Source organism: Aquimarina ulvae, assembly GCF_053613295.3.
The window spans coordinates 148,090-171,109 of sequence record NZ_JBSIBP030000009.1 but is presented as its reverse complement, the minus strand read 5'-3'; the positions used below and the strand labels follow the sequence as shown (position 1 = coordinate 171,109).

The window sequence follows — 23,020 nt, the reverse complement described above, 5'->3', positions numbered from 1 at the left end:
CAAATAACCATGAATAATATACCAAGTGTAGATCTTGCAGATTTTTTATCTGATGATTCGTCACGTAAAAAAAAGTTCGTTGATGAAATAGGAAAAGCTTATGAGGAGATCGGTTTCGTTGCGTTAAAAAACCATTTTCTAAGTGATGATTTAGTTGAAGAACTGTATAAAGAAGTAAAAGCCTTTTTTGCTTTACCTCTAGAAGATAAAAAGAAATATGAAATTGAAGGACTAGGAGGACAAAGAGGGTATATTTCTTTTGGAAAAGAACATGCAAAAGGAAAGAAAGAAGGGGATTTAAAAGAGTTTTGGCATTTTGGACAGGAACCTTCAGAGGATGCTAAGTTGATTGAAGAATATCCTCCAAATGTAATCGTAGAAGAGCTAATGGATTTTAACCATACCGGTATGGAAGCCTATAGAATGCTTGAAAAAACTGGTATATACGTATTAAGAGCCCTGGCGTTATACATTGGTCTCGATGAACATTATTTTGATCATTGGGCCAGTAATGGTAATAGTATTTTACGCCCTATTCATTATCCTCCTATTACTACAGAGCCAAAAGGCGCAGTTCGTGCAGGAGCTCACGGTGATATTAATTTAATTACGCTATTAATGGGAGCTTCTTCTGGTGGTTTACAGGTACAGCGTAAAGATGGCGAATGGATAGACGCTGTTCCCCAAGAAGATGAATTGGTGATTAATGTGGGTGATATGTTAGAACGTCATACTAATAATAAACTACGTTCTACAATACACCGAGTAGTAAATCCACCAAAAGAAGAATGGAGTAAACCGCGATATTCTATTCCTTTCTTTATGCATCCAAGAAGTGATATGAAATTAAATTGCCTAGAGGAATGTATTACAGAGAGTAATCCAAAACAATATGAAGACATTACAGCTGGTGATTTTCTTCATCAAAGATTAGTAGAAATTGGATTGATAAAAAAATAGTTTCAATAAAATGGACTTAAAAGATCAATTAAAGAATTTATTTCCTGATCATGAACATACTGATGATGAAAAGGAAGAGAAAAAAACAGATAGCATTTGGATGCAAGATGATCCTATTATTTGTAAATATGAGAAACGAAAGGGGAAACCAATTACTATTTTAGAAGGCTACACAGGTGCCAACGAGGATTTTAAAAAACTTGCTAAAGAAATCAAAACAAAATTAAGTGTTGGCGGTAGTTTTAAGGATGAGCGTATTATTATTCAAGGGGATTATCGTGATAAAATTATGGGTATCTTACAAGAAAAAGGATTTAGAGTAAAAAGAGTTGGTGGATAATCACTGCCATATAATTTATCAAAAAAAATAACTAATTGGGGGATACAACTTTACATATTTCTAATGGTGACAGTTTAACTGATCGCCTAAAAGAACTAAAGCTTGTTGATGGAGACTTTATGGTTTGGCGTGAGATGCTTTGTGAAGGGCCTACAGATATAAAGATAGAGTCTGAACAAGCAATAGCGAAACGCAAAGATTTTCTAAAAAAATATTACAGAATTTCTCATGCAGACTATCAGAAAAAGTTTGTAACAGAATTAGATAGGGTAATCAACGAAATTAAAAAGTATGATGAAATCATACTTTGGTTTGAATATGATCTTTTTTGCCATATCAATATGATTGCTGCTATCAGTTTATTGCTAAGACTAGAAATAAAAGACACCCCCATCTATCTCGTTTGTAGTGGTCGGGTTGAGAACTCAAAAAAACACTTAGGATTATGCGAGCTATCAGATGTTCAGTTAAAAAAGCATTTTGAAAATAAAGTTTTGTTACATCTAAACGATTTAGAACTTGCAGCTCATATTTGGACAATATATTGCGAATCAAACCCAAGCAAAATATCTGGGCAAATTAAGAAACAATCATCTTTTGATTATTTATCTATTTGCTTAAGAGCGCATTTACAAAGGTTTCCCAATATGCTAACTGGTCTTAACACATTAGAGCACAATATTTTGGAAATGGTAAATACATATCAGATTAAAAACATAAAACAACTAATGGGATACGCACTTGAATACCAGGGATTTTATGGGTATGGAGATATGCAAATGAAACGAGTATTGGCAAGGCTTTTCCAATTTTTTGATCAAACTAAAGACCAGCTTCTATTATCAGAAAGAGGAATATTAGCTTTACAACAAAAAAAGAATTTTTATAATACACAAATGTTGGATTGGTATTATGGAGGGGTAAAAAAGTATGATTACTTATATAATGATGAAACACACAATCTACTAAAATTATAGTATGCCTATAGCAGAATCTGAATTAATTCTAAACCATGATGGTAGTATTTATCATTTAAATCTAAAACCAAAACATTTGGCAAATACAGTCATCGTAGTCGGTGACCCAGATCGGGTTAATCACGTTACCAAATATTTTGATACCGTAGAATTCAAAATAAATAAAAGAGAATTTCATACCCAAACAGGTACTTATAAAGGAAAACGAATCACAGTATTGTCCACAGGTATTGGTACAGACAACATAGATATTGTTTTTAATGAATTAGATGCATTGGCAAACATTGATTTCGAAACTAGAGAAGTCAAAAAAAATCATACCTCGCTTCATATTGTTCGTATTGGTACTTCGGGAGCGATACAACCAGAAATACCCATAAATAGTTTCATAGTTTCAGAACTTGCCATAGGATTTGATAGCCTGCTCCATTTTTATGATAGTAAAGACATTCAGTTTCCTCAGATTTCAGAACCACTAATGAAACATTTAAATTGGGATAAAGATAAATCAACACCTTATGTAGTGTCTTTTGATAAGAAACTAGGAAGACATATGCAAAGCGATCGTACTACCAAAGGTTTTACAATTACAAATGTTGGTTTTTATGGTCCGCAAGGACGTATATTAAGATTACCTACTTCAGACGCGAAATTGAATGATAAAATAGCATCTTTTCGTTACGCTGATAAAAAGATAACCAATCTTGAAATGGAAACCTCAGGTATCTATGGAATGGCAAAGCTACTCGGTCATCGTGCAGTTTCCATGAATGCAATGATCGCCAATAGAGCAACTCAACAGTTCAGCAGTGATCCCAAAAAGGCGGTTAATGAACTTATCAAATATTCTCTGGATAGGATTGTTAGTTATAAAAGTTAGATTTAACCTAAAATTAAAACTAATAAATTATAGATAATTTAACTTTAAATATGGATCTAAAAGAATACCCTTACCAAAATCGAGATTTAAATTGGTTAAGTTTTAATGAAAGAGTTTTGCAAGAAGCGGCGGACAAATCTAATCCACTATATGAACGTCTAAAGTTTTTGGCCATCTTTTCCTCTAATCTAGATGAATACTTTAGTGTAAGAGTGTCAAGGTTACGTCAAATAAAAAAAATAGATAAAAATTTACGTAAAAAACTTGCTTATAAACCGAGTAAACAGGTAAAAGAAATACTTAAGCGGGTTAAAGTTCTACAAGAGAAGTTTGGAGATATCTTTTTTAATCAGCTTGTTCCTGAGCTCACTAAACACCAGATTTATTTAATCGACCATAAACAGTTTGATCTCAATCAACATCAATTTGCTACGCAATATTTTATCTCTAAAATACTTCCACTTGTCGAAGCTACATTGGTTACTTTAGACAAAGCTAATGAAATCTTTTTAGAGAACAACAACCTTTATTTACTAGTAACTTTTCAGGAACGTGATGTATATGGCATAGTTAATATCCCATCAGATTCTTTAGATAGGTTTATTTGTTTTCCTTCATTAAACGGAAATCACTTTATTACTTTTTTGGAAGATGTTATGAAACCTAATCTCAACCAAGTTTTTGAAAATAATACTATTAAAGACTGTTTTCAAATAAAACTATCACGCGATGCAGAATTATATATAGATGATGAATTTGAAGGTGTCTTGGCAGAAAAAATAAAAGAATCCTTATCTCAGAGAGATTATGGTCAACCAACTCGTTTGCTCTTTGATGCCTCTATGCCCAAACTACTTAAGACAAAAGTGCGTAAACTTTTTGATTTAGGGAAAATAGACATGATATCTGGTGGAACATATCATAACTTTAGTGATTTTTTTGATTTCCCGGATCCAACTGATAATCCATCCTTACATTATACAAAACTAACCGAAGTGAGGCACAGGGCTTTTGATCGAAGTGAAAGTTATTTCAAAACAATATCCCAAAAAGATCAATTGGTTCACTTTCCTTATATGTCATTTGATTATGTTCAAGACTTTATTAATAAAGCGGCAACTGATCCTGCTACTACCGAAATAAAAATCTCGTTGTATCGGGTAGCCAAAGAGTCTCAACTCACTAATTCACTGTTGACAGCTTTAGAAAATGGTAAAAAAGTTACTGTTTTTGTTGAAGCAAAAGCCCGTTTTGATGAGGAGAATAATTTAAAATGGGGAAAGATTTTTGAAGAGAAAGGAGCTTCTGTTTTTTATAGTTATCCTAAAATTAAAGTTCACTCTAAAATATTGCTTGTAAAACGAAATGAAGAGGAAAAAGATAAACTATACAGCTACATCGGTACTGGTAACTTTAACGATAAAACAGCAAAAATTTATTGTGATCACGGTCTATTTACTACAAACCCTTTAATTACTAAAGAATTATCCGAGGTTTTTGAAGTATTGTCAGGAAAAATGATTTTGACTAAACCCAAGTGCTTATTAGTTTCTCCTTACACCACCCGATCAACTTTTGAAAAACTTATCGATATTGAAATAGCTAATGCAAAAAAAGGTAATCCTTCTGGAATTAAGGCAAAATTAAATAGTTTAGAAGACAAAAAAATAATACAGAAACTTTATGAGGCAAGTAATGCTGGTGTAAAAATCGAATTACTAGTAAGAGGGTTTACTTGTTTAATTCCTGGGTTATCTGGATTTAGTGAGAATATTAGAATAACGAGTGTCGTAGATAGATTTTTAGAACATGGTAGAATTTATCTTTTCCATAATAATGGAAACGATAAAATGTATATAGGCAGTGCGGATTGGATGACACGTAACTTAGACAAACGTATAGAAGTATTATCGCCTATTTTAGACAAGGATTGTAAAACTGAATTAAAACACATTCTAGAAATACAATTAAGCGATAATGTAAAGGCAAGAATTCAAGACGAAAAAGAAGCCAATAATTATAAAAAGAAAATGGACGATAATCCGTCCATACAATCTCAACATCAAATAAGAGAATTTCTGAAGAAACAAAATTCTTCAGAAAATGTATTATCCAAACAAAATCTTTAAACTTATTAAAAAATTAGTAGCTAATAGTAAGGCGATGAAAACAACAATTCCATTTTCTAACGTATTGCTTTTTAATTTAGCCACCTTGACTTGAATACTTTTATCTCTTAAAAAATTCTTTTTCATAGCAAATATTGTTTTATTTGGTTCTAATTACTTCAAATATCGTCGTAATTATCAGATTTATATTTCAAATATACTGATATTATTTTTAAATTAACGATAAAAAACAAATATAATCGATAAAATACACAATCTAACAAACTTCAAATATTAAAACTATGCATACTCTAAAAATCGGTGGTGTTCCGGAACACTTTAATTTACCCTGGCATGTAACTATTGAAGAAGGAGCCTACTTACAAAATAATATACAGTTAGAGTGGACAGATTTTCCCGGAGGAACAGGTGCAATGTGTGAAGCTTTAAGAAATAAGGATATAGATATGGCCATTATTCTTACAGAAGGAATCGTAAAAGATATCATTGCTGGTAACCCTTCTCGAATTGTGCAGACCTATATTCAATCACCTTTAATATGGGGTATACACGTGGGGCACAACGCTACCTTTAAAACTCTTAATGAGCTGGAAAACACTAGAGCAGCAATTAGCAGATACGGATCCGGATCACATTTAATGGCGTATATCAATGCAAAAAATAATGGATGGAACATTTCTTCTTTACAATTTGAAGTAATTAAAAACCTTGATGGGGCGATTAAAGCTTTAACAGAAGGTAATGCTGACTATTTCATGTGGGAGCATTTTACCACAAAACCAATGGTTGATAACAAAATATTTCGAAGAGTAGCAGACTGCCCTACTCCCTGGCCATGTTTTGTGATCGCTGTCAGGGAAGAAGTTTTGAATACAAAAAAGGATCAAATAAAAAGTATTTTAGATACCATAAACACCACTACATCAGGCTTCAAAAGCATTCCAAGTATCGACAAAACGCTTGCAACTAGATACGAGCAGAAACTAGAGGACATTAAACAGTGGCTTAAGCTCACCGAATGGAGTCAATCCCTAATAGCAACCAAAACCCTACACGAAATTCAAAATCAATTAGTTAGTTTAGATATAATTGATAAGGTAGTTGATCCTAAAGATTTAATTTTTGAGATATAAGCAACCTTTTCCAATTTGTTACATCTTTTTAAAAGCGAAAACAACTTAATTATTATGAAACAGACAATAATTGCCTTCATTATTTTATTCTCATATCATATTTCATCTGCTCAAGATCAATCAGATATACCGCATAGAGATACGAGTAAAAATGAACTAAGTATCAACCCTTTTAATATTGTAGCGTTTGGAGCATTAGATCTTGGTTATGAAAGAATTCTAAATGATAATAGCAGTTTGGGCTTTGATTTTTTCTACAGGTTAGTTGAGGAAAGAGAGGAGGATGACGATTATGATCTTATAGATACAGATGGTGTGTTTGATAAAGAAATAGCCTTTACCACAAGGTTTAAATATTTTTTTGGTAACAGGGTTGCCAGAGGATTTTATGTAGAAGCGTTCGGGATGCTGTCTTCCGGAGAGCACGATAATTATGTCGTGGTTTATGATGATCAAGGAAATTTTGTTAGTTCAGGAGATGTGGAAGAAGAATATACAGACTTTGCTCTGGGGTTTTCAGTGGGAGGAAAATTCGTTACAAGAAATGGCTTTTTTATCGATTTAGGATTCGGAATTGGACGTAATTTATTCAATAATAAAGCCCCTGAAATCGTATTAAGACCTAACTTATATTTAGGGTACCGATTTTAAATAATACCTTTTAGTTTAAAATAGCTTACCGTTACGTTATAGAAGATACTGTCATGGTTAGAATCAATAAAACCTTAAACATCTAAATTCTGCATCTATTGTTTAATAGTATACGCAGTGTTATATAGCAGAAGGTGATAAAAACTATATAATTCTATTTCTTCAATCCGGAGGAAAAGGTATAATGAAAAACATTTAAAATTAGGAAATACACATATTTAATATAACAGAAGGTTTATTAAACCCAAGTTTATGATTCTTATTTCAAAAAAGGAATACTTAAAAAAATGACCTATACGTACATCATCTTGAGTTGTTTTATTGATTTTGTGGTAGAAACTACCTATAATTTTTTGAATAAAAATAGTTTGGATCTACTAGAGTACCTTAATTTATTAATTGGAAATAATCATAAAAGTAGGGTATTTGATTATATAGACCTTATTTAATATAGGTTATACATAGCAAATGTTCTTTTTTTTAATAGTTTTTTAAAGGAACATTAATTAAAACATAAGGATATTTAATATATAATTAAATCATATATCTTAAGGGCTTTTCATAAGAAAAGGTTTAAATATTTTTGTACATTTGCACTGCCTACCCCAACAAACTAATTATGAAAGTGTACGCAACCTTTTTTAGGTACGAACATCCAATAATTAACTAACAAATAAAATATGGTAACGTTTCTACTAATTCTTGGAGGGCTCATTGCATTCAATTTTATTCTTTTAAAATTTAGTATCCAATCCGTGGATACCAATAAGAAAAAGTCAAAAGAGGTAAGGTCTACTACCCATACCAAGCTAGATAAGTCTAAGACAACAAGTATCCCAAAGGCAGCATAAATAAATTGTTTACCACCGTATAGGCAACTGATTTGTTTTTTTTAGATACTCATTCGCTTTACTAAAATGCTTGTTTCCAAACCAGTATCCCCTATTTGCACTTAATGGTGAAGGATGACCGCTGTTCAGGACGTAATGCTTTTTACTGTCAATTCTAGCACCTTTCTTCTTGGCAAAACCTCCCCACAACAAGAAAACCACATCATTTTTATGATCCGAAATGGATTGAATAACCGCATCCGTAAATTTTTCCCAACCTTTTCCTTGATGAGATCCTGCTTGATGAGCTCTTACGGTTAATGTAGCATTCAGCAATAGTACTCCTTGTTTCGCCCAACGTTCTAGATTGCCATTTGATGGAAGAGGAATATCAACATCAGATGCTATTTCCTTAAAAATATTGATCAATGATGGTGGTATTGGAATTCCATTATTTACAGAAAAACATAACCCATTAGCCTGTCCGATACCATGATACGGATCTTGACCTATTATGACTACTTTTACATTATCAAAACTACAAGAATCAAAAGCAGCAAAAATATCTGACCCTTTTGGAAAACAAGTGTGAGTCAGATATTCAGTTTTTACGAAATCAACTAATTTTGTAAAATATGGTTTTTCAAACTCATCTGTAAGCTGTTCTTTCCAGCTATTATCAATATTTACATTCATGTTAGTATCAAAAAAATATGCAATTGTTTACATTTGCTTTATTGTAAAATTAAAACAAAAAAAAACAAAAATTAAAACGAAGGCTCAGTTTTATCATAAAGAAATTAACACAAAAACAACCCTTCTAAAAGATTAGGACAACACATGATCCGTATTTCCGAAAAAACCTTAAAAGATCTAGAATTTAACATCATACTTGACCATATTTCTGATTTATGTAATACTGAATACGGTAAAAAAAAGGCGTTAGAGATTATTCCATTAGCTACAAAAGAAGCTTTGCATATTGCACTACAACATGTATTTGAATATAAATCTTCTTATTTAAATGATAGTAAGATACCAAATCATGGATTTGATACTATTGATAAAGAATTACAATTACTAGCAATAGAAAATACGTTCTTAGAGACCCCTAATTTTAAAAAGATAGTATCGATAAGCCATACTGCAAATGAATTACTCGCCTTTTTAAAAAAATTCAAAGAACTATACCCCATTCTATACCAATCTTCATCTGAAGTTCCATTTACTAAAGAGATTATCAATTTAATTGAATCAGTTGTTGACAGGTTTGGCGAAATTAAGGACCATGCCTCTCCCACTCTTAGAGTGTTAAGAAAAGACATTAATGAGGTACAAGGAAAACTTAACGGTAGTTTCGGTAGGGATTTGACTAGATACAATAGTCTTGGCTATCTTGATGATATTAAAGAAAGTGTTGTTGATAATAGAAGAGTGCTTGCAGTTAAATCTATGTATCGCCGTAAAGTTAAAGGCTCGATCATGGGAAATTCTAAAACTGGTAGTATTGTATATATTGAACCGGAAGCAACATTACAGTATAGCAGAACGCTTAGCAATTTAAAATATGATGAGCGAGAAGAGATTGTAAAAATACTTAAAGACCTTACCAATAAAATAAGACCTTTCTCAGGATTATTAGAACAGTATCAGGAATACCTAAGTGATATTGACATTATAGCTGCAAAAACAAAATACGCTAATCAACTAAACGGCGTGCTTCCTAAAATAACAGAAGATCGAGAGCTAACTATAAAGGATGCATACCACCCATTACTCTATCTCAATAATCAGGAAAAAGGAGCAAAAACCTATCCACAGACAATTTCTTTAGATAAAAGCAATCGAATCATTGTGATATCTGGCCCCAATGCCGGAGGAAAAAGTATTACACTAAAAACAGTAGGGTTGCTACAAATTATGCTGCAAAGTGGCATGCTAATTCCTGTACACGAATATAGCAGGATGTGTTTATTCAATACCATACTTACTGATATTGGGGATAATCAATCCATAGAAAATCATTTAAGTACTTACAGCTATCGATTAAAGAATATGAATTACTTTCTTCGGAAATGTAACAATAAAACGCTATTTCTTATTGACGAATTTGGTACTGGTAGTGATCCAGAATTGGGGGGTGCTTTGGCTGAAGCCTTTTTGGAGGTTTTTTATGAACGAGAATCTTTTGGTATAATTACTACACATTATGCTAATCTAAAAATATTGGCCAATGAATTGCCAAATATGACCAATGCTAACATGTTATTTGATGCCAAAAGCTTAGAGCCTTTGTTTAAACTATATCTGGGAGAGGCAGGAAGCTCTTTTACTTTCGAGGTAGCTCAAAAAAATGGTATCCCTTACAGTTTAATCAATAAAGCAAAGAAAAAAGTAGAACGAGGAAAAATCCGTTTTGATAAAAGTATCGCCAACCTACAAAAAGAGAGATCAAAACTTCAAAAAACTACTTCTGCACTAAAGACAAAAGAACAAAAAACAGAAGAAGAAAAAGAACGATTAGATAAGATCAATCAACGATTACAATCAAAATTAGAAAGCTATCAAGAGTTGTATGATAGTAACCAACGAATGATATACTTAGGTCAGAAATTAAACGAAATAAGTGAAAAATACTTCCATAATAAAAAGAAAAGAGATCTTATAGACGAATTCATGAAGATTGTTCAGGTAGAAAATTCTAAGAGGACAAAACAAACCGTCAAACAGAGAAAGATTAAAAAAGCAAAGGAAGAAAAAATAGTTAAAGAAGTAGAAAAAAAAGTAGAGGTAATTAGGGAAAAGAAAAAAGAACTAAAGAAAAAAGAAGAAAAAATTGAAAAAGCCAAACCGAAGATTGCTCTTAAAATTGGTGATAGAGTACGCATGATCGACGGAAAGTCAATTGGAACCATCGACACCATAGAAAAAGGAAAAGCAGTGGTTAACTACGGAATTTTTACCACCAATGTCGCCACAGATCAGCTGGAGTTTGTTGAACGGAAAAAATAAGAATTTTTCAGAAAGAAAACAGCATAGCAAAAGGCCACTAGTTTACAGATTAGTGGCCTTTTTATCGTAGGTAAAGTTCAAGTGATTATTACTTCCCTCCTGCTAGTAAGACAAAAGAATTACCTGATATAGGAGACACCGTATAGGTCTTAACTTTCTTTAAGGTTTTTATATGTTTTTCTGCTTCTATAAAAGCCAGCTCCATGGCACTAGAAGATATCACATCATCAATCTTTATCGTTTTAGAAATAACATCCCCATTTATATACTCTACGGTCATTTTCCACTTCTTTATGGAATGAAAGTTTTTTGAAGCCAAACTGCTTTTCACAAGCTCTTTGGCTTTTTCTTTTTTCTTCTTTTCCTTCTCGTTTACTGGATTTGTTGCCAAAGAGTTTGCATTCCCTAATGTTACGCAAAACATTGCAATTGCTAATAAGAATTTCATTTTTAGTGGTTTTGATTTGTATGATTCCAATATACAAATTATATTTTAATAATCAAATATTTTTTTATTAAAAATTTATTTGTATATTTATTCTGTAACAACAACATTAACCAATGGTTAACAAGAAATTAAAAAAACTACTTAAAAAAAGTAAAGGAGCTAAAACTGTTTACGGAATTTCAAAGGCATTAGGCATTAGTCCACAAGCTGGAGACTATGTAGTGAAGAAAAAAAATCTAGCAAAAGATTTTGAACGGCTGCAAAAAATCGCGAAATATATGGAAGTAGATATCACCGATATTGTAGACCTTAAAAAGAAATAAAGACGTCTTAATTCCGTACTGTTTTTTTGATTTTCAATACACAAAATAAGATAAGCAGCGGGAAGAAAATTAATAAAAGAGTGCTATTCCTGAAGTCAATAATATATAATTTGTACGAAGATTTACCTTTATATGACTATCTATATGGTATCAATTATGGCTTATCTGGTTACATATCCCGATCATCGAATACATAGGGTTTTCTATTCGGTGTCAGAAACCGAAGTAAGTACACACTATCATTGTTGGAGCAAGACTTATTATGCACAGGCTTCACACCAACGATCTACATTTATAAGAAAAAAAGAAAATAGTCGTCGTTTTATCGCAAGTATATTATTAGAATTTATAGTTTGGTCATTCATTTAGTAACTTTTAATCCCGGACCAACAATTGCTATTACTGTTCTTTTGGGCGTGTTAATTGGATTAATCTACAGACCTACATAGTCCTGTTAAAGTATCCTTAAACCTAAATACCCAGAATTTTATCTTTTTATATTTGACACAACACTCAAAACTAGGATCAATCTTATATTATGCGAAAACTACTTGTTGTAATAACTTTTAGTATGCTGCTCATACAGGTTATAGAAGGACAGCAGCCTAAAAAACCAAATTCTGTTGAAATTCACGAAGCTATTAAGAAACTTAACTTTTTGGGTTCTGTTCTTTATGTTGCTGCACATCCTGATGATGAAAACACAAGACTTATTTCATATATGTCTAATGAGGTCAAGGCAAGAACAGCCTATTTATCTCTTACACGAGGTGATGGCGGTCAAAATTTAATCGGTCCTGAAATAAGAGAACTTCTTGGAGTAATAAGAACGCAGGAACTGTTAGCGGCTCGACATACCGATGGTGGGGAGCAGATGTTTACACGAGCTAATGATTTTGGATATTCTAAACATCCTGATGAAACCTTAGCTATCTGGGATAAAAAAGAAGTGTTGAGTGATGTTGTGTGGGCAATAAGAAAGTTTCAACCGGATGTTATTATTAACCGATTTAATCATAGAACTCCAGGTAGCACACACGGACATCATACCTCTTCTGCAATGTTGAGCGTAGAAGCTTTTGATATGGTAGCTGACGAAAATATTTATCCCGAACAGTTAAAATATGTAGATACTTGGCAACCCAAAAGATTATTTTTTAATACTTCTTGGTGGTTTTATGGAAGCAGGGAAAATTTTGAAAAAGCAGATAAATCTAAGTTTTTAGAGTTTGATACAGGTGTATTTTATCCTGGTTTAGGGCTTTCCAATACAGAAATTGCTTCCTTAAGCCGCAGTCAGCATAAGTCACAAGGTTTTGGGAGTACGGGAACGAGAGGAACTCAGACAGAATATATAGAATTAATAAAAGGAGAATTACCTAGAGATAAAACTAACATGTTTGATGGTATAGATACTTCTTGGAATCGTATTAAAGGAGGAAAAGCTATTGGTGATATCCTGTCTGAAGTAGAAAAAAACTTTGACTTTAAAAACCCATCCGCCTCAGTTATCCAATTAGTTAAAGCGTATGAATTAATACAAAAACTTGAAAACACACACTGGAAAACTATTAAATCTAGAGAGATTAAAGATATCATAGCAGCGGCTACCGGCCTTTATCTAGAAGCCGCTGCTACGGATGCTTTTAGCACACAAGACAGCGACGTAACGATCAAAATAGAAGCCATTAATAGAAGTAACGTTCCTGTTCGTTTGAGATCAATTGAAATTGAAGCAATTGCGGTGTCTGAAAACCCTGAAATTATCCTGAAACAAAATGACAGAAAGGATTATGAATTAATAGGAAAAATAGCTTCAGAAACTAAGTACACCACAGCCTATTGGCTAAATAACAAAGGGACTCTTGGTATGTATAATGTAACAGACCAAAAACTGATAGGTACCCCAGAAACCAAACATCAAACCAAAGCAATTTTTAGTATCGAGATCAACGGAGTAGTGATTCCATATTATAAAGATATCGTTTATAAGACCAATGATCCTGTAAAAGGTGAAGTATATAAACCTTTTGAAATAATTCCTGCGATATCGGCCAGCATAAAAGATAAAGTTATTATTTATGCAAATTACCTTTCAAAGCAAATTCCTGTCAGTCTTAAAGCTGGAGAACCTAATGTAACAGGGACTGTTTCCTTAAATCATCCAGAAGGATGGCAGCTATCTCCTCAAAGTATTGATTTTAGTATAGCTGAAAAAGGTGAAGAAAAAACAGTTGTTTTTACCCTTACTGCACCCAAAGCTCAAAATGAAGGATATATTTCTCCTAAAATCAAAAGTAATGGAAAGACTTATAAAGATGAAGTAATCACGATGAACTACGATCATATTCCTTACCAGACCGTAGTACTCCCATCAAAAACTAAAATCGTTCGATTAAACGTTGAAAAGAAAGGCCAAAACATCGGGTACATACAAGGTGCAGGAGATGTGGTACCAGAAAGTTTACAACAAATTGGCTATCAGGTTACTATTATTAATCCAGAAACAATTTCTAAAAACACCTTGCAGCCTTTTGATGCAATCGTAGTTGGTATACGTGCTTATAATACTGTAGAAGCTTTAAAATTTAAACAAAAAAACCTACTGGATTATGTAAAGAACGGTGGAAATCTAGTTATTCAATACAATACCAATAGAAGGCTAAAAGTAGAAAACAACCTTGGACCTTATCCTCTAAAATTATCCAGAGATCGTGTTACCGATGAAAATGCACCTGTTAAGCTTCTTGCGAACGATCATCCGGTACTAAATACCCCAAATCAGATTACAACTAAAGATTTTGAAGGTTGGGTACAAGAGCGAGGATTATACTTTCCTAACGAGTGGTCTAAAGAATATGTTCCTATCCTATCGTTACACGATAAGGGAGAATCTGAAAAAAAAGGAGCATTATTGATTGCTAAATATGGAAAAGGATACTATATATATACTGGCTTAAGCTTTTTCAGAGAATTTCCCGCCGGAGTTTCGGGAGCGTACCGATTATTTGCAAATATGTTATCTTTAGGAAAATAAAAAAACCACGATGAAAATTTCAAATATCAAGATAGTATGGCAAAAACTTTATACGATTATACTAGTTGTCAATGTATTCTATTTGCTCTTTTTTTATTGGATTACAAAGACTTTTTCATAAAGTTTTATTTACTGAATATCCTCTTATACTAATTTTCATTATTACAATAGATAACTAAGATATGCAACTTATAGATTGGATCGTACTAACTGGAACATTATTATTTATTGTATTATATGGGGTTTGGAAAACTCGAGGCAGCAAAAATGTTCAGGACTATATTCGAGGAGGTAACCAGGCAAAATGGTGGACAATTGGGCTCTCTGTTATGGCAACACAAGCTTCTGCAATCACCTTTCTTTCTACTCCTGGACAAGCATTTCATAGTGGTATGGGATTTGTTCAGTTTTATTTCGGTTTGCCTATAGCTATGATTATTATATGTATGGTATTTATTCCATTATACCATCAATTAAAAGTGTATACTGCCTACGAATATTTAGAAAGTAGATTCGATTTAAAAACCAGAACAGTTACCGCCTTTTTCTTTTTAATTCAACGAGGACTTGGAGCGGGAATAACCATCTTTGCTCCTGCCATCATATTATCGGCTGTATTAGGTTGGGATCTTACTACGCTAAATATCATTATTGGAATACTCGTTATCATATATACCGTTTCTGGAGGAACAAAAGCGGTGAGTGTTACCCAAAAACAACAAATGGCCATTATATTTACAGGAATGTTTATTGCTTTTTTCTTGATAATAAGTTATTTACCAGAAGACGTAACCTTTTCGAAAGCGTTGGATATTGCAGGTGCTAGCGGAAAAATGGAAGTATTGGATTTTTCATTTGATCTTGATAATAGATATACAGTCTGGACAGGAATCATAGGAGGTACATTTTTGATGCTTTCTTATTTTGGAACAGATCAAAGTCAGGTACAACGTTACTTATCGGGGAGATCGGTTAGAGAAAGTCAACTAGGTTTGTTATTTAATGGATTGCTAAAAATCCCTATGCAATTTTTTATTTTATTAGTTGGAGTTATGGTTTTTGTTTTCTATCAATTTAATGCTGCACCCCTTAATTTTAATCCTGCTGCTACAATTGCTGTTGAAAACTCTAAATATACCCGTGATTATAAAGACCTAGAAAAGCAACTAACAGAAATTCAAAATTCTAAAGAAATCGCTATTCAAAATTATTTGAAAGAAACTGAAAATCAGGCAAAACTACAAGCTAAAAATGAAATAATCACTTTAGAAAAATCTGAGAAGAAAACGAGAGAGGCTGCAAAGGAATTAATAACTATGGCAGATCCAATTGTAGAAACCAATGATAAAGATTATGTGTTCATTCATTTTATCCTAAACAATCTACCTAGAGGACTTATTGGTTTATTATTAGCTGTGATACTATCTGCTGCCATGTCATCAACAGCTTCAGAATTGAACGCCTTAGCTTCTACCACGGCGATTGATCTCTACAAACGAAATATAAAAGAAGAAAAAAGTGAACAACATTTTGTTACTGCTTCCAAAATTTTTACACTGATGTGGGGTTTATTAGCTATTCTAGTGGCCTGTTTTGCTGACTTGTTTGATAATTTAATACAACTAGTCAATATTATAGGTTCCATATTTTATGGAAATGTTCTTGGGATTTTCTTGTTGGCCTTTTTTGTTAAATTTGTAAAAAGTAATGCCGTTTTTGTTGCGGCATTGATAACACAAGTTATTATAATTATTGTATGGTGGCAAGATTGGATGCCTTTTCTTTGGCTTAATGCATTAGGTTGCGGAATCGTAATGTTTTTAGGTATCTTTTTAGAACCTTTTATTCCAACCAGTGATATAGAAGTTGAATCGTAATGAAAATAAAAAAAGGGAAGCTAATAAATGACTTTCCCTAATTAAACTATTATTAAGTAAATAATATCTATACCGCTTTGAACAGTTCTAAAGGTAAATATGAGTCTTGATATCCTTCTATTATTACCAGACACTACCCTGATGTAATATAATTATCTATTAAAATATAAATTAATAGAGGTCAGTATTTAAATACGTATCTTGATATCTAAGAATATGTATAAATATGAATATTTTTAAGGGTCAAAATGTTCTAGAGTTCTCTGATCGGTTCAAAACAGATGAAGAATGTAAACAATATTTAACTGAAATTAAATCCGAAAATCCATTTAAATGCACTTGATGTAATCATACTGCCTGTCAGACTCGTGATGATTTTTCTAGACAATGTAATATATGCATACATACATAATTAGCTACGCCGAGACTCTTTTTTACAAGGTTAAGTTTGGTGTACGTAAGGCATTTTTTATTTGTTTTGAAATGGCTACCAGCACAAAAAGTTTATCTGCAAGTTATATGGGTGTTCGCTATGGCGTAACGGAAAAACAGCTAGATTGTTTATGCTTAAGGTTTGGGAAGCAATGTCATCAAGCCAGAATAATCCAATGGATGGAGAAGTTCATGTCGATGAATTTATTTTGGGAGGAAGAGATAAAGGAAAAACAGGAAGAAGTTACGATGGTAAGAAAAAGGAAGCGGTAACAGCTGTACAGCTAACAGAAGATAGCAAGATTAAAAGAATGTATGCTATGAAGATAGATGATTTCTCGGCTAGATCACTATATTACATCTTTGTTATTACCTAAGTCGTGAAGCAAAAGAGACCACAGATAAATGGAGAGGATATCGACCTATTGCAAAAGCATATAACATCAAACAAATAAAAAGTAATAATGGTCTAAACTTTAAGGCTCTTCATACAATGATCCATCAAGTGAAATCTTAGATACGAACAACCTACTCTTGGGTTAGTGACAATAATTTGAATAGATATTTTAATGAGTTTTGTTTTAGAATAAACAGATCGCAGAGCAAAGAAATCATTTTTAATAATTTGATTACCAAAATGGTAAAAATAGATAAAATATATCAAGCAAAATTAATAAGTAACTAATTACTGACCTCTATAAATTAAAATGAATTCTATTATCAGGTAATGACACTCACAATATGTGTTCATTTGTAGCGAAAGAATTCTTGATATAATTAAAAATGAATATAATACCTTTTACTAATTGTATTTTGATAATTATCATGGTTTCTGTTACCCAAAAAGTTTTTTGATAAAAGGTAGTTAAAAATTAACTTTGTTCTATTAAATAGTGAGCTAAGCATTTGCACGAATTCATTAAAAAATCAATAAAAACTTTATTATTAAATGAATAGACATTCATCCCACTCAATTTCATGATTTGTTAAATGCGAAATAATGCTTAAGCCAATTCCAGACAATCCTTCTAGTAAACTATATGGCTTAGTCCAATTCCGTAGTCCAGCATCTACTGAATAATTAATCCTTTTATTTTTATCAAATTCTGCCATATCATCACCAACTTTTTTCCAATATTCAGAAGATTCCTTAAAAGAATAAATTTTAGTTTTTTTATACAATTTCCCATATATATGGAACAAACCATAGGCCCCGTGACATAATCCCGCATCCATTATCGAATTTTTTTCTACCCCCCTTCTTTTTGATGTATGACATAATATTAGAAGTGCCTCTTTTCTGAGTTCTATATTTTTTGTTACATCCGCGGCTTTCAATAACGATAACCCTAGACCAACATCGCCATAACACCAAGCTAAACGAGTGAAAGGTTTTTCTGTTTTTAGAGAAATATATTCACGTGCAGGAAACAACGAAATGGTATTAGTCTGTTTTGTAGATAGAATATATTTATAACTTCCTCTTATTAATTGTATATTTTTTTTACGGTATATATTTTCTTCATAAACAAGAGATAAAAAATACAAGATACTAGGCACGCCATGAGCTAACCCTAAATCAATATATGAATCCTCATTATCATCTAACCTCTTCGGGAATTCCCACCTGATACCTCTTTCGTCTTCGATTTTTGTTTTTTCAAAATAAAATATCAACTTACCGATTATTTTTTCATATCTAACTTTTAAATTATGACTATTTGTATTTTTGTAACGTTTTAGAAAAAAAACGCCATATCCAATTGCTCCATGCAAAAAATCATAATCCTTTCTTTCTAAACTAAGGTTTAGAGCGTTAAAAAGAAAGTCATCTACTTCTGAGAAAAAGTTTTCATCATCAATTTCTATAATATCATTTTCTTCTAAGAATTGTAATGTCCATAAAAAACCAGTAATTCCATTGCTATAAGTTGAATTAATATAACCTCCATTAATACTTTCAATGCCTCTTTGAATAAGATGTTTTGCTTTTTCAAATTCTTTCTCGCATTTTAATAATTTGGATAGTAAAAAACGAAAACACAATATTCCGGAAAGCCCTGAGATTACACCTAGATTTTCTTCAAATTTTTCATTTTCATCAATTGCATCTTTAATTTTATCTAAAATGAGTAAGTTTCTTTTCTTATCAATCATATTTTATAGCGTTTTAAAATTAAAAACAGCAAAGATTCTAATAGAATCCTTGCTGAAAAAATTACTTTTTTAATTAATCTTAGACAACTGTTGTACAACATTCTTTATAATTAGTAAAGTTAGTAGCCTGGCTATTGCAATACCCGTCTTTAGAGTCACAGCCATCACCACTTGCATCTATGGCCATTTTTCCTCCATTTACAGATTGTAAGCTGCTAATTGTCATCTTGTTTAGGTTTAGCTTTCCTACGTTTACTTTGTTGTTTTTCATAATTCGAGATTTAAATAGTTTTTATCTACTTTTTTTAGAGACCTGTAGATATATAAGTCTGTCCTTTTCAATACTATTTTTAATTTATTTGAATAGTCTCTTATGTCAACGCATTTTATGTGTACTCTGCTATTGAAAATTTCCAAAGCATGATAAAAGTCAGATAGTCAATTTTCATAATTATCCTATGCATATGGGTTAAATTTCTTAGCACTGACCGGCACTTAGTTCGGTTAAACAAGCATTAAATGCATTATAATCAGTGGGATGACAAGCATCACATTCATAAGCAATTGTGGAGCACTCTATAACAGTTGCTTTCCCTGCAAAAATTGTTTTTTGTTCGTTCTTATTTAATGCCTTTCCTAAATCTGAAATATTTTTTAACATGAGTAAAATTTAAATTAATTATTCTTTAGCTTTTATAATTTGACTATTGTACAAAGACAGATTATAAGCATCCACTATTACGCATACACCATCTCCAAGTTTCTGTATCAGTCATATCATTTGGATCACCATTGCAATAATCAGAAATTGCCCAAAAATCCTCATCAGAGCATATTGGTCTTAGTCCACCGTTGGTAGATCTTTGTTCTGTCTTACTTAAAATCTTTCCTAAGTTTAAAATGTTTTTTAACATGATTAAAATTTAAATTATAATGAATACCGTGATCCTTTTTAGACACTCACAGCATATGTCCTATCCTTCGCGAAAGAATTTAGATTATATAATCAGGAAAGAAACGTGAGTAACTTTTTCTAATCATACCGGCTTGTTACCACAAATAGTTTTTTGTTACCCAAGAAAATTATCTTTTTTTCAGAAAAAATAATAACGAAATGATTACCAGTATCATAAGAAGAGAAAAAAGAATTCCGTATAGGAATATATTTGATGGAAATAGTTTGGTTTCTGCATCGCCAATCAATACAAAAGTTGCCCAATAGTGTGGAGATGCATCGGTTAAAGAAGCCGATTTTAGATAGCCAATTTTAGCATTGTGTAATGCTTCAGATTTCGTCTGACCTTCTGCTAAGTTATGATAGAAACTCTCCATAATTTGAGAAGTAGATTTATCATTGGCATTCCATAGCGAAGAGATTACTGTATTCGCTCCGGCATAAAAAAAACCTCTTGCCAAACTCATCACACCTTCGCCTTCTACTATTTCTCCTAATGAGGTGTTACAGGCACTTAGAACCACCAATTCTGCTTGATTTCGGGAAGTGTACAACTCGTGATACTCTAGATTAGTATCATAAAATGCTATCTGAAGATTATCCGAAAAATTGGCGTGTGTAGCCAGGTGAATTATTTTATGATCATCGGTATGAGACAAAAAGTTATACTTAGAAGCTTCTTTATTGCTATACCTATCTCCTACTACGCTCTTAGCGATTCCTTCTATCTCTTTCCTACTATTGCTAATCTCTTCAAGATCATCTTGGGCAAAATTTATTGGAGCAAAACATACAATATCCTTAGAAGGTGCTCTCTTAACGCTAGCATTGTGTTGCAAAAATGACATAGAATATGCATAACTTATTTCATTATCTTCAATAAGATATTTATTTGTTTTTTTATCAACTATTAAGGATTCAAAAGGAATATATTGTAAAGTGCCATCAGGAATAATCACTAAGTGCTTTTGATCCAGAGAAATAGCAACCTTTTCTTTTGGAATCAGTAATGTATATAATTCTGAAGCTGTCTCCTGAAAAGCCAATCGATCTTGAATTGTCTCAAAAGGTTTTGATAATTGAATTCTGTAAGTGCTAACAAGCTTTTCTAAAACAGCTAATTCTCCGATTCTAATAATCTCTGCTTGTGTTCTAGAAACCAAAGTGGCGTATACTACGCTAAAAGAATCATAATATTCGTCGTGATTAGTAATGTATGATATGATAACACTGTCGTCATCTATTTTACTTTGAACACACTTAAGGTCAACAATTTTAGTGGACTCTTGCCCCTTATAATATGCAGGAAATAATACTTGTAACGAATCTTCTTGTTTTTGATATTTTTGTTTTAATCTAAACCGATTTCTTTCCAGTAATTCAACACTATCCGTATTTTTAGTAGTAGAAATTGAATTTTCAATATCAATAATTTGTTTTTTTAACTCATTTTCTAGTGCTAATACTGTATCTGGTAGCTCTGATTTCCCTATAGAATTGATAATATCTTCGGTCAATAATAATGCCTTCTTTTTTTCTGAGAAATAAAATGCTTTTTCTTTCTCATTAAGCATTTTACAAACTAATATTCCTTTTAAGTAAATTTCTGAAGCTTTTTCTTTCCAATAAAACTTTGAGCCTTCTTCTTTACTTACATCGATCAAAATGTCTACTAATGCATCAGCCAAAACTAAGTTAGACAGTGCGAGTTCTAAATAGGCTATATTATTTTCTTTTTCATTTAATTTTATAAGAACAGTTGATTTCTGGATTAAGGCTAGTAAAATATAATATTGATAATCAGAATTTTTTAAATCCTTCAACCTTGGCAGCGTATTAATATTCTCATCCAAATTTGAACTCGCCATTAGCGATTTTTGTATTTTATTTAATGCTTCTTTGAATTGATTATTTTCATAATAATAATAACTCAATTGGTGATATGCAGTTGATTTTTCCCTTACTTCTCTAGCATATTTTACACCTTCATTTAAAAAGAAAAAAGCACTATCCATTTGTTGCTCTTTTATCCTATCTCTATATAAATCTCCTAGTAATACATAGGATGTGTAAATAAAAGTAGAGTCATTATCCTTAATAGCTTTATTTAGGTTCCTGTAACTATAATATTTAGCTTTATTAAAATCAAGTTTTTCTGCAGAACTGTAGTAATTGGCGTAGTAATTATTCAATGTTCTATAATCTCTTACAGAATATGTAGCTACTTGATTAAAAAGTTGATCGGTTTTATCCAATAATTCTTTCGCTCTGTCCAAACTATTAGAAGTGTTAATTTCCAGTAGAACCAACGCATGGTTGAGATACTTAACGATCAAAACATTATGATTACCAATTTGTTCCAATCTAGAAATTCCGTGTGTATAATACTCATCAGATCTAAAAAAATCTCCATTTTTTCGATAAAATTTACCTAATTCACAATATGCTCTGGCGGTAGAATAATCATCTAAATTCTTAGTGATCACCTCTTTGTGGTAGGTTATGGATTTATCAAAATTGTCAATTTTAGAATATAAAAGCCCTAATTTATATAGAGCTTTTGCATATTCCTTATTCTTTAAACCGAGCTTGTGATATATCGATATTTCATATTCTGTGTAGTCAATTGCTCTTTCATACAACCTTGCTTTATACAACTGTTTTGAAAATTCACCAGCGATTTTAATTTCATTTAAATACGCTCCCTTATTTTCATATATACCAATAATACTATCAACCTCTCTTGCTATAACAGAAATCTCAATATTCTCATAATCCCATAAAGATTCGTAGTATTTATAAAGGTCTTGAGAGTTTATATGTGTATGTATAAGTATAAAAAGAACGAACCAACAATACTTATAACACTTCATTACTTC

Annotated in this window: 19 protein-coding genes and 1 pseudogene; 13 read left to right on the top strand and 7 right to left on the bottom strand. The window is 31.9% G+C overall.

What is annotated here, in order from left to right; all coding sequences use genetic code 11:
* Positions 1–9: 9 nt before the first annotated feature.
* From ACWGOQ_RS18350 to ACWGOQ_RS18315, 8 genes are all read left to right on the top strand, one after another.
* Positions 10–960, top strand: coding sequence for an isopenicillin N synthase family dioxygenase (locus ACWGOQ_RS18350; protein ID WP_452057787.1), 951 nt, complete (start codon positions 10–12; stop codon positions 958–960).
* A 10-nt stretch (positions 961–970) separates the two neighbouring features.
* Entirely contained in the window at positions 971–1,300 is a 330-nt protein-coding gene (locus ACWGOQ_RS18345; RefSeq protein WP_452057788.1) for a translation initiation factor, read from the top strand.
* 35 nt (positions 1,301–1,335) lie between these two features.
* A complete protein-coding gene (locus tag ACWGOQ_RS18340) occupies positions 1,336–2,277 on the top strand; it encodes a DUF1835 domain-containing protein (protein ID WP_452057789.1) in 942 nt (313 codons plus the stop codon).
* Position 2,278: 1 nt separating this feature from the next.
* Complete coding sequence (locus ACWGOQ_RS18335) at positions 2,279–3,157, top strand: nucleoside phosphorylase (protein ID WP_452057790.1); 879 nt, start codon at positions 2,279–2,281, stop codon at positions 3,155–3,157.
* Positions 3,158–3,207: 50 nt separating this feature from the next.
* Positions 3,208–5,286 (top strand): polyphosphate kinase 1, encoded by a 2,079-nt coding sequence (ppk1, locus tag ACWGOQ_RS18330; RefSeq protein WP_452057791.1) that lies wholly within the window; start codon positions 3,208–3,210, stop codon positions 5,284–5,286.
* A 281-nt stretch (positions 5,287–5,567) separates the two neighbouring features.
* On the top strand, positions 5,568–6,419 hold the full coding sequence (locus tag ACWGOQ_RS18325) for a substrate-binding domain-containing protein (RefSeq protein ID WP_452057792.1): 852 nt from the start codon (positions 5,568–5,570) through the stop codon (positions 6,417–6,419).
* A gap of 54 nt (positions 6,420–6,473) precedes the next feature.
* Positions 6,474–7,070: a hypothetical protein gene (locus tag ACWGOQ_RS18320; protein ID WP_452057793.1), complete on the top strand. Its 597-nt coding sequence runs from the start codon at positions 6,474–6,476 to the stop codon at positions 7,068–7,070.
* Between the two features lie 680 nt (positions 7,071–7,750).
* Positions 7,751–7,921 carry a hypothetical protein gene (locus ACWGOQ_RS18315; protein WP_452057794.1) on the top strand — a complete coding sequence of 57 codons (171 nt, stop codon included), beginning with the start codon at positions 7,751–7,753 and terminating at the stop codon, positions 7,919–7,921.
* A gap of 9 nt (positions 7,922–7,930) precedes the next feature.
* On the opposite strand, the gene ACWGOQ_RS18310 is transcribed toward ACWGOQ_RS18315, so the two are convergent.
* Positions 7,931–8,596, bottom strand: a complete 666-nt coding sequence (locus tag ACWGOQ_RS18310; protein ID WP_452057795.1) for a uracil-DNA glycosylase — start codon at positions 8,594–8,596, stop codon at positions 7,931–7,933.
* 144 nt (positions 8,597–8,740) lie between these two features.
* Between ACWGOQ_RS18310 and ACWGOQ_RS18305 the strand changes: the two genes are divergently transcribed.
* Positions 8,741–10,912, top strand: coding sequence for an endonuclease MutS2 (locus ACWGOQ_RS18305; RefSeq protein ID WP_452057796.1), 2,172 nt, complete (start codon positions 8,741–8,743; stop codon positions 10,910–10,912).
* A gap of 88 nt (positions 10,913–11,000) precedes the next feature.
* On the opposite strand, the gene ACWGOQ_RS18300 is transcribed toward ACWGOQ_RS18305, so the two are convergent.
* The gene (locus ACWGOQ_RS18300; RefSeq protein ID WP_452057797.1) at positions 11,001–11,360 is read right to left on the bottom strand and encodes a hypothetical protein; all 360 of its coding nucleotides are present in this window, start codon (positions 11,358–11,360) and stop codon (positions 11,001–11,003) included.
* 113 nt (positions 11,361–11,473) lie between these two features.
* Here ACWGOQ_RS18300 and ACWGOQ_RS18295 point away from each other — a divergent pair, with 113 nt between their 5' ends.
* The 4 genes and pseudogenes from ACWGOQ_RS18295 to ACWGOQ_RS18280 all read left to right on the top strand — a co-directional run bounded on the left by ACWGOQ_RS18295 (position 11,474) and on the right by ACWGOQ_RS18280 (position 17,714).
* Positions 11,474–11,683, top strand: coding sequence for a helix-turn-helix domain-containing protein (locus ACWGOQ_RS18295; RefSeq protein ID WP_452057798.1), 210 nt, complete (start codon positions 11,474–11,476; stop codon positions 11,681–11,683).
* A 538-nt stretch (positions 11,684–12,221) separates the two neighbouring features.
* Positions 12,222–14,720, top strand: a complete 2,499-nt coding sequence (locus tag ACWGOQ_RS18290) for a PIG-L family deacetylase (protein WP_452057799.1) — start codon at positions 12,222–12,224, stop codon at positions 14,718–14,720.
* A gap of 182 nt (positions 14,721–14,902) precedes the next feature.
* Entirely contained in the window at positions 14,903–16,597 is a 1,695-nt protein-coding gene (locus ACWGOQ_RS18285) for a sodium:solute symporter family protein (RefSeq protein ID WP_452057800.1), read from the top strand.
* 226 nt (positions 16,598–16,823) lie between these two features.
* Positions 16,824–17,714: pseudogene (locus ACWGOQ_RS18280) on the top strand (IS1595 family transposase).
* A gap of 260 nt (positions 17,715–17,974) precedes the next feature.
* Here ACWGOQ_RS18280 and ACWGOQ_RS18275 read toward each other — a convergent pair.
* From ACWGOQ_RS18275 to ACWGOQ_RS18255, 5 genes are all read right to left on the bottom strand, one after another.
* Positions 17,975–19,186 (bottom strand): lanthionine synthetase LanC family protein, encoded by a 1,212-nt coding sequence (locus tag ACWGOQ_RS18275; RefSeq protein ID WP_452057801.1) that lies wholly within the window; start codon positions 19,184–19,186, stop codon positions 17,975–17,977.
* Between the two features lie 79 nt (positions 19,187–19,265).
* Positions 19,266–19,457 carry a hypothetical protein gene (locus ACWGOQ_RS18270; RefSeq protein WP_452057802.1) on the bottom strand — a complete coding sequence of 64 codons (192 nt, stop codon included), beginning with the start codon at positions 19,455–19,457 and terminating at the stop codon, positions 19,266–19,268.
* 207 nt (positions 19,458–19,664) lie between these two features.
* Positions 19,665–19,847 (bottom strand): hypothetical protein, encoded by a 183-nt coding sequence (locus tag ACWGOQ_RS18265; protein WP_452057803.1) that lies wholly within the window; start codon positions 19,845–19,847, stop codon positions 19,665–19,667.
* Between the two features lie 61 nt (positions 19,848–19,908).
* On the bottom strand, positions 19,909–20,100 hold the full coding sequence (locus ACWGOQ_RS18260; RefSeq protein ID WP_452057804.1) for a hypothetical protein: 192 nt from the start codon (positions 20,098–20,100) through the stop codon (positions 19,909–19,911).
* A 169-nt stretch (positions 20,101–20,269) separates the two neighbouring features.
* Complete coding sequence (locus tag ACWGOQ_RS18255; RefSeq protein ID WP_452057805.1) at positions 20,270–23,014, bottom strand: CHAT domain-containing protein; 2,745 nt, start codon at positions 23,012–23,014, stop codon at positions 20,270–20,272.
* Between the last annotated feature and the right edge of the window lie 6 nt (positions 23,015–23,020).